Origin of the sequence: Roseisolibacter sp. H3M3-2 (assembly GCF_029211165.1) — a bacterium.
In the GTDB taxonomy this organism is placed as follows: domain Bacteria; phylum Gemmatimonadota; class Gemmatimonadetes; order Gemmatimonadales; family Gemmatimonadaceae; genus Roseisolibacter.
Map to the genome: position 1 here is coordinate 1 of NZ_JARGEK010000300.1, position 6,157 is coordinate 6,157.

At 78.6% G+C, this 6,157-nt stretch carries 3 protein-coding genes and 2 pseudogenes; 3 read left to right on the forward strand and 2 right to left on the reverse strand.

Going from position 1 to position 6,157, the window contains the following annotated elements:
• A pseudogene (locus PYV61_RS19410) lies at nucleotides 1-1,238 on the forward strand (hypothetical protein); the annotation flags it as partial.
• A gap of 81 nt (nucleotides 1,239-1,319) precedes the next feature.
• Nucleotides 1,320-2,171, forward strand: coding sequence for a DUF5602 domain-containing protein (locus PYV61_RS19415; RefSeq protein WP_275834699.1), 852 nt, complete (start codon nucleotides 1,320-1,322; stop codon nucleotides 2,169-2,171).
• Here PYV61_RS19415 and PYV61_RS19420 read toward each other — a convergent pair.
• Entirely contained in the window at nucleotides 2,146-3,561 is a 1,416-nt protein-coding gene (locus PYV61_RS19420; RefSeq protein ID WP_275834701.1) for a M24 family metallopeptidase, read from the reverse strand. The two genes, PYV61_RS19415 and PYV61_RS19420, sit on opposite strands and share 26 nt — an antisense overlap.
• Before the next feature lie 174 nt (nucleotides 3,562-3,735).
• Here PYV61_RS19420 and PYV61_RS19425 point away from each other — a divergent pair, with 174 nt between their 5' ends.
• The gene (locus PYV61_RS19425) at nucleotides 3,736-4,386 is read left to right on the forward strand and encodes a PEP-CTERM sorting domain-containing protein (RefSeq protein WP_275834703.1); all 651 of its coding nucleotides are present in this window, start codon (nucleotides 3,736-3,738) and stop codon (nucleotides 4,384-4,386) included.
• A gap of 10 nt (nucleotides 4,387-4,396) precedes the next feature.
• Here PYV61_RS19425 and PYV61_RS19430 read toward each other — a convergent pair.
• Nucleotides 4,397-6,157, reverse strand: a pseudogene (locus PYV61_RS19430) (hypothetical protein); the annotation flags it as partial.

Here is a 6,157-nt window from a genome sequence, read left to right on the forward strand (position 1 = left end):
CCTTGCGGCGCTCGCGGCGCGACGCCGAGGCGTACGCGGACTACCTGCGCGGCAACGCCGCGATCGCGGGCGGGCGCGCCAACCTGCCCGACGCCCGCGCGGAGGCGGTGCGCTGGTACGACCGCGCCATCGCGCGCGACCCCGACTTCGCCGCCGCGTGGGCGCGCTTCGCGCTCGTGCAGCAGACGATGCACGAGTCGCGCGACGACGCCCGGCCGGCCGACCGCCTCGCCCGCGCCCGCGCCGCCGCCGACCGCGCGGTGGCGCTCGACTCCACGCTGCCCGAGGGGGTGCTCGCGCTGGGGCGCCTGCCGGGCGACCGCTGGCAGGCGGTCGAGCGCTTCCTCCTCGCGCTGCGCAGCAACCCGAACTCGGCCGAGCTGCACGGCGCGCTCGGGTACGAGCAGCTGGCGCTGGGACGCGCCGACGACGCCGCGGCGAGCTACGCGCGCGCCGCCGCGCTCGACCCGCGCTCCCCCGCGTGGCCCGCGGAGCTGGCCAACGCGTACGACAACGGCCGCCGCTTCGACGAGGCGGTGCGCGTGCGCGAGCGGCAGCTCGCCCTCGACCCGCGCAGCCCGGCGGCGTACGTCGCGCAGGCGCTCTCGCTGGTGAACGCGCGCGGCGACACCGCGGCCGCGCGGCGCACGCTCGCCCTCGGCGAGACGCGCGTGGAGCGCGGGCGGATCGCGCAGGTGCTGGCCGGGGCCAACGGGCTGCGCGTGGCGCCGCTCCTGTGGCCGCTGCTCGACCCGCGCACGCGGGCGGTGATCGACACGCTGAGCGTCGCCGGCTCGCACCGGCCGGCGTGGCGGCTCCACCGCCTCAAGGCGCTGCACTTCGAGGGCGCGGGGCGGGCCGCCGACGCGCGGCGCCACGCCGACTCGACCCGCCTCGCGGCGCTCGAGGCCCTGCGCACGCAGCCCGACGAGCCCGAGCTGCACGAGACGCTCGCCGTGGCCGACGCGACGCTCGGGCGCGCGGACGACGCGCTGCGCGCTGCGCGCCGCGCCGTGGCGCTCGACACCGCCGACGTGAGCGGGCGCCGGTGGACCAGCTTCACCCTCGCGCGCGTCGCCGCGCGGCTCGGCCGGAGCGGCCCGGCGCTCGACGAGCTGGAGGCGGGGCTCCCCGCCGTCCTGCCGAGCGTCTCGACGCGCTGGCTCGTGCTGGACCCCTGGCTGGCGTCGCTGCGCGACGACCCGCGCTTCCGGCGGCTGCTGCGCGCTCCCCGCTGAGCCGATCCGTCGGCGTTTTCCGTCTTCCCGGGAGGGCGTGCACCCCGCACGCCGATCCGACTCCCGCGACGCGCCGCTCCCATGCCGGTCCTCCCTCGCCCCGCCCGCCTCGCCCAGGCGGTCGCCCTCCTCGTGCTCGGCGCCTGCGCGCCGGACGCGCCCGCCCCGCTCCCCGTCGACGCGAACGCGGAGCCCGCGCGCGCCCGCGCCGAGGCGGCCGGGGTGCACCGCCAGTACGGCCCGCCGGTGAAGGTCGGCGAGGGGGCGGCGCGCACCTACGTGCTCCTCGACGCGAAGGACGGGCAGCGCGCCGTGGAGCTGGGCGTCGCGCTCGACGAGGGCGCGCTGCGCGGGCTCCCGACGGAGGACGGGATGTACATGTACGACCTGCGCCTCCCGGCCCGGAGCCCGGCGCCCTACCAGTTCGTGCAGCTCGACTGGAACGCGCACGGCCACCCGCCGATGGGCGTCTACACCGACCCGCACTTCGACTTCCACTTCTACACGATCTCGAAGGCCGAGCGCGACGCGATCATGCCGTCGGACCCGGCGTTCGCGGCGAAGGCGAACCGCGTGCCGACGCCGGAGTACCTGCCGCCGCACTACGTCCCGCTCGTGCCGCCGGGCGGCGCGCCGGCCGACGCGGCGGTGCCGATGATGGGCGTGCACTGGTTCGACGTGCGCTCCCCCGAGTTCAACGGCGGCGCGTTCACGCGCACCTTCATCTACGGCACGTGGGACGGGCAGGTCACGTTCTACGAGCCGATGATCACGCGCGCCCATCTGCTCTCGCGCCCGGACGCCGTGACGCCGATCCCCTCCGCGGCCGCGGTCCGCCAGCCGGGGAGCTACCCGACCGCCTACCGCGTGAGCTACGACGCGCAGGCGCGCGAGTACCGCGTCGCGCTCAGCGACCTGGTGGCGAAGCCCTGAGCGGCGTCGCGCGGGGCGCGCGCGGCGCGCCCCGCGCGGGCACGAGGATCAGCCGCTCCTGCGGCGGCACGAGGTACTCGGCGCCGGTCGCCGTGACGACCGCCATCTCCTCGACCGAGATCGTCTTCGTCCCGGCGCCCCACGCCGGCGCCGGGTCGGCGCCGGCGCGCGCGTCGAACGCCCATGCGTGGAAGCCGTCGAACGCGAGGACGTGCCCGGCGGCCAGCGTCCGCGTCTCGCGGCGGTTGAGCCCCGGCCCCGCGTCGTGCGCCCAGTACCCGACGGCGTGCCCGGTGCCCCACGGCACGGGGAGCGAGCCGGCGGCCGCCATCGCCACGCGCTGCGCGGAGTCCACCTGCGCGCCGGTGGCGCCCGGCCGCATCGCGTCGAACGCCGCGCGCCCGCCGGCCACCGCCTGCCGCCAGCGCCGCTCGACCTTAGGCGGCGGCGCGGTCTCCCCCGGGCGCAGCACGTAGGCGAAGCGCTGGATGTCGGTGACCCAGACGCCGTGCACCTTGATGCCGAAGTCGGTCTGGATCACGTCGCCCCCCTGGATCACGCGGTCGCTGGCGTGCGAGTGGCCGCGGTCGGGCCCCGAGTTCACGCTCGGGTTCTGCGCCGGCGACCAGCCGTCCTCGACGCCCAGCTCGCGCATGCGGCGCTTGAGGAACGCCGCCAGGTCGTGGTCGCGTGTGACGCCGGGGACGATCGTCGCGTACGCCTCCTCCTCCAGCCGCACGGTGAGCGCGGCCGCGCGGCGCATGATCGCGACCTCCTCGGGGAGCTTCACGGCGAGCCACGCGCGCACCATCGGCTCGGCGGGGACGAGGCGCGCGGCGAGCGCGGGGCCGAGGGCGCGCTCGAGCCCCGTGCGCTGCGTCCACGACAGCCCGTCGGCCATCCCGCTCCCGCCGCTGTTGACGGCGACGCGCGCCGGCGCCGCCGCGGCGAGCCGCTCGGCGATCGCGCGCTCCAGCCCCGGCACCCCGCCGTCGTAGACCACGACCGAGTCGTGCAGCGCCAGCTCGCGCAGCGCGATCGCCTCGCCGAAGCCGGCGACCATGACCGAGCGCACGCGGTCGCCCCCGCTCGCGTCGGCGACGCGGAAGAGGAGCACCGCCGAGGGCGCGCCGGCGTTCTCGCCGCCGACGTGCAGCGCCAGCGGGTCGTTGGCGTTCTCGCGCAGCATCACGACCCACGCGTCGACGTTCGCCTCGCGCATGGCCGCCGGGAGCAGCCGGGCGATGCGCGCGCGGCGGATCGCCGGCCACGCGCTCGGCCCGTCGAACGGCCCGGGGCGCGACTCCTGGGCCGGGAGGGCGGTCGTGGCGGCGAGCAGCAGCGCCACGCCGAGCGTGCGGGCGCGGCGTGGCGGGCGACGTCGGGGCATCGGGGCGGTGCGCGGGGGATGGGCGGCGGGCGTCCGGCCCCGAACATACCGCCGCGCGCGCGGCCGCGACGATGTCCGGTTCGTGCGGCGGTTCGCGTGTACCCGCGCGCGGGGGCGCGCCCCCGCGCGTCGGCTCCGCCGTGGAGCCGCGCCGTCCCCCGTCCCCGAAGTCGCATGCGTCGTCGCACACCCGCCGCCGCGGTCGTCGCGGCCCTCGCCGCCCTCGCCCTCCCCGCCGCGCCGGCGGCCGCGCAGACCGTCACCATCGGGCCGGGGCAGTTCGGGCCGGGCGACGGGGCCGCCGTCTTCCAGCAGGACTTCGGGCTGCCGCAGGGGCAGACGTTCGTCGTCCCCGTCGGCTTCCCGGTGCTGCAGGAGTTCCGCTGGTCGCTCGCGCTGGGCGGCTCCCCGGCCACGTCGACGCTGACCTTCGAGATCTACCGCTGGGATGGCGCCGCGCCGGTCGGCCCCGCGGTGGCGAGCGTGCCGGCGACCTTCATGTTCCCCCAGGCGGAGACGCCGTTCACCGGCGCGCTCCCGCTACTCGAGGGGCAGTCGTACCTCGCGGTGATCCTCGGCGGGGGCACCGGGTACGCGGTCCCCGGCTACGACCCGTCGGGGGCCGAGCGCTACGCCGGCGGCAGCTTCGTCTACTTCGACGGGAGCGCGTGGCGCGCCACCGGCCCGCGCGGCGAGGGGCCGTACGACACGTACTTCGAGGCGACGTTCGGCACCGCGACGGTGCCGGAGCCGGGGACGTGGGCGCTGCTCGCCACGGGGCTCGTCGGCGTCGCCGCGGTCGCGCGCCGGCGCGGGCGCGCCTGACCGCGTTCGGTCAGCGCGGCGCCGGGGACGCCGGGCGCGGGTCGGCGAGCAGCGGCGCGAACCGCGCGTCCCCGCGCAGCACCGCCCACGTCGGGTCGACGCGCAGCCAGGCGGGCGTGTAGACCGACGGGATCGCCCGCAGCTCGCCGAGCCACGCCAGCGCCGCGTCGCGCCGGCCGGCGACCACCGCGGCCTCCGCCGCGAGGTAGATGTAGTCCGGGAGGTTCCGCGTGACGCCGCCGCCGGCGAGCCGCCGCTCCGTCGCGATCACGCGGCGCGCGAGGTCGAGGGCGGCCGCGCCGCGCCCGCCGAACGCCTCGGCCGACGCGAGGCCGGACATCAGCCGCGTGTCGTCCGGCACCTCGCGCAGCTCGGCGCGCCGCAGCCGCGCCGCGGAGTCGGCCCACGCGCGCATGCGCGCCGAGTCGCCCTGCAGGTAGTGGTGGCGCGCGCGCACGAGCGCCCGCCCGCTCGCGCCGTCCGGGAACGCCTCGGGGCCGAGGGCCAGCATCCGCCGCACGTCGCCGGGCGCCAGCACCCAGCCGAGCGCGTGGCTCCCGAGGTCCCCCAGCACCTGGTCGCTGGGCAGCTCGTGCACCGCCTGCTCGGCGGCCCGCGGCGCGGCCGCGGTGTCGCCCGCGGCGAGCTCGATGCCGACGCGCGGGGCGGCCGCCCGGACGGACGGCGCCACGGCCCAGCTCCGGCCCGCGATCTCCCGCGCCTCGGAGAGCCGGCCGAGCGCGGCGAGCAGGTCGGCGAGCGCGCGGAACGGCTGCCGGGGGTCGAGCCGCCGCGCCCTCTCGAAGTACGGCAGCGCCTCCTCCAGGCGGCCGACGTCGAACAGCGCCACCGCGTACGCGTTGTTCGCCTGCGCGTCGTTCGGGCTCGCGGCCACGGCCCGCCGGTACTCGGCGAGCGCGCGCCCCTTGTCCCGCTCCACGAGCCGCAGGTACAGGCCGTGCGCGCTGGCGCCGGTCATCCCCGCCGGGTCGAGCGCGAGGGTCCGGAGCGCGGCGGCGCGGCTCCGCTCCGCCAGCGCGCGCGTCGGGACGCCGTTGGCGTACGCGAGCACCAGCGAGCCCGCGAGCGCGCCCCACGCCTCCACCATCGCGCCGTCGCGCGCGACGGCGGCCTCGTAGAGCGGGATGGCCGCGAGGTTGGAGGCGGCGTCGCTGCGCGCGCCCCAGTCCACCCGCGCCTGCGCCTGCAGGTACAGGTCGTAGGCCGCCGGGTCGCGCGGCGCGACGCGCGTGACGCGCGACCGGTCCTCCGCGGTCGTCGGCAGCGCCATCGCCGACACCACGCGGCCGGCGATGTCGGACTGCATGCCGACCACGTCGCGGAACTCCGCCTCGAACGGCGCCTGCCAGCGGCTCCGTGCCTGCCCGTCGCGCGACACCTCGACCAGCTCCGGGCGCACCACCACGCGCCGCCCGGCGCCGCTCCCCGCCACGCGCACCGTGCCCGTGAGCAGGAAGCGGACGCCGAGCGCCTCGGCGATCTCGGCGGGCGAGCCGCCGTCGCGCGCGGACTGGTTGGAGCTCGCGCGCGCGATGACCGTGAGCGCGCGCACGCCGGTGAGCCGCCCGCGGATCTCGTCGGTGATGCCGTCGGTGAGGTACGCGTCGGCGGTGTCGCCCTGGTGCTCGAACGGGAGCACCGCAATCGCCGGCGTCGCGTCGGCCGGGGCGGCGGGCGCGCGCCGCACGAGGTCGAGCCCCGCGGCCGCCGCGCCGGCGAGCAGCGCGAGCGCGGCGCCGGCGACCACGTG

Coding starts and splice junctions, on each gene's coding strand:
- PYV61_RS19415 (WP_275834699.1), top strand. CDS start 1,320: ATGCCGGTCCTCCCTCGCCCCGCCCGCCTCGCCCAGGCGGTCGCCCTC.
- PYV61_RS19420 (WP_275834701.1), bottom strand. CDS start 3,561: ATGCCCCGACGTCGCCCGCCACGCCGCGCCCGCACGCTCGGCGTGGCG.
- PYV61_RS19425 (WP_275834703.1), top strand. CDS start 3,736: ATGCGTCGTCGCACACCCGCCGCCGCGGTCGTCGCGGCCCTCGCCGCC.